Here is a 1,504-nt window from a genome sequence, read left to right as displayed (position 1 = left end):
GCGTCTTCGCGGTTCAATAATACTAATATCGCCCAAAACACCTTCACCAAAAGCATCCAGCCCACAAACTCCCCAGATCGATCCAGCGTGTCAATTATTCACTCAAAAATCAAAAATTAAAAATTAAAAATGGATTGACGGCGGCCCCCATCTGCGGCTACGCTTTTACAGCGGTTCCCGCTGTTATGAGGTACAATAACAGCAATTAGCAAACCAATTTCTTAAATGTTTAGGATTCATTAAGTTAAGGGCAACTGCAATTATTGTATCAATCATGGATGTGGTAGTAGGAGAAAATCTCCGTAAAAAGGATTTGAGTTGCGACCACCAGAGTTCAATGGGGTTAAAATCTGGAGAGTATGGGGATAAACAAATAACACTCGCACCTACATCTGTAATCATTGGCAAAATTGATGCTAGTTTATGGGCAGGTAAATTATCCATCACTACTACAGCTCCTGCCCATAATTGAGGGCATAAAAACTTCTCAATAAATACGGCAAATGCCTGTCCATCCATTGAATCATTCATGGTCATTAAAGCCAGCACTTTGTTTATACTAATTGCGCCAATGGCTGTAACTTTAGCCCCTCGATAAAATGGTTTTAGTTCAGTTACTCTTGTTCCCGGCTGTGAACGGGCATGAGTTCTGCTCAAACCGAGTAGAATCCCGGTTTCATCCAAAAATACGAGGTTTTTTGGCTCGATATGTTTAATTTTTTCCCAATACTCCACTCTCAATTTTTGGACTCTTTCTGTTGCGGCTTGGCGACTGTACCATGTTTTTTTTTACGATGTAGCCCTAATTTCTGTAAACCGCGACACATTGCTGTCCGACTCACCCAATTTCCGGTTTTAATAGCAAATAATTCACATAATTCTACCAAGGTGGCATCTGGATGCTCTGCTACGAGTGCTTTGACTTCTACTTCTGCATTTGTCAGATGACTAAATTGCGGTTTTCCGCTCTGTTTCGGCTGTAAGTTACCCTCGATTTGTTGTTGCTTTACCAGTTTTTGGACGAGACTTTTACTGACCGAAAATCTGGTGGCTACTTTTCTAATTGACATCTTTTCGGACATATGTGCTGTCACTATTTTTTCTCGGAGATCGAGGGAATATGCTTTCATGAGCTTTGACTACCAAATGATATTTCATTCTTATTTATTGTACCGCACAACAGCGGGAACCGCTGTAGGTTGTCGCCAGAGGCGACTCGATTTATTTTTGGCACTCCTGGATGCACTCCCGACAAAGAAACCGGGTTTTTTACTCTTTCTGTGGAGTACAGCGAAGGATTATCGTCAAAAACCCGGTTTCTGCCACCGGGGCGTAAGTCGTGGTTGGGAAAAACACTGTCAAGTTGCCAATGCTTTCTGTAGAGACAAGTCTGCTGAAATAGTCTGGTTTATTTACGGAGGAGTTGGTGCTGATTTAGGATGGGTTCCAGCGTAGTAAACTAATTTTTTTTTCAGATTTACCGCAGAACAGATTATAATTATAA

At 41.4% G+C, this 1,504-nt stretch carries 3 protein-coding genes; 1 reads left to right on the top strand and 2 read right to left on the bottom strand.

Annotation, left to right across the window (positions count from 1 at the left end):
* Positions 1 to 183: 183 nt before the first annotated feature.
* Together ACUVJL_RS19485 and ACUVJL_RS19480 are read right to left on the bottom strand one after the other, a co-directional pair.
* The gene (locus ACUVJL_RS19485) at positions 184 to 735 is read right to left on the bottom strand and encodes a transposase (protein ID WP_445247347.1); all 552 of its coding nucleotides are present in this window, start codon (positions 733 to 735) and stop codon (positions 184 to 186) included.
* Between the two features lie 2 nt (positions 736 to 737).
* Entirely contained in the window at positions 738 to 1,130 is a 393-nt protein-coding gene (locus ACUVJL_RS19480) for a helix-turn-helix domain-containing protein (RefSeq protein WP_445247346.1), read from the bottom strand.
* Here ACUVJL_RS19480 and ACUVJL_RS19475 point away from each other — a divergent pair.
* Positions 1,129 to 1,455, top strand: a complete 327-nt coding sequence (locus ACUVJL_RS19475) for a hypothetical protein (protein ID WP_445247345.1) — start codon at positions 1,129 to 1,131, stop codon at positions 1,453 to 1,455. The two genes, ACUVJL_RS19480 and ACUVJL_RS19475, sit on opposite strands and share 2 nt — an antisense overlap.
* The last annotated feature ends 49 nt before the right edge of the window (positions 1,456 to 1,504 follow it).

The organism is Microcoleus sp. OTE_8_concoct_300, from assembly GCF_031383065.1.
Classification (GTDB): domain Bacteria; phylum Cyanobacteriota; class Cyanobacteriia; order Cyanobacteriales; family Microcoleaceae; genus Microcoleus.
The sequence above is the reverse complement of the archived record's forward strand: the minus strand, read 5'-3'. Positions and strand labels throughout refer to the sequence as shown.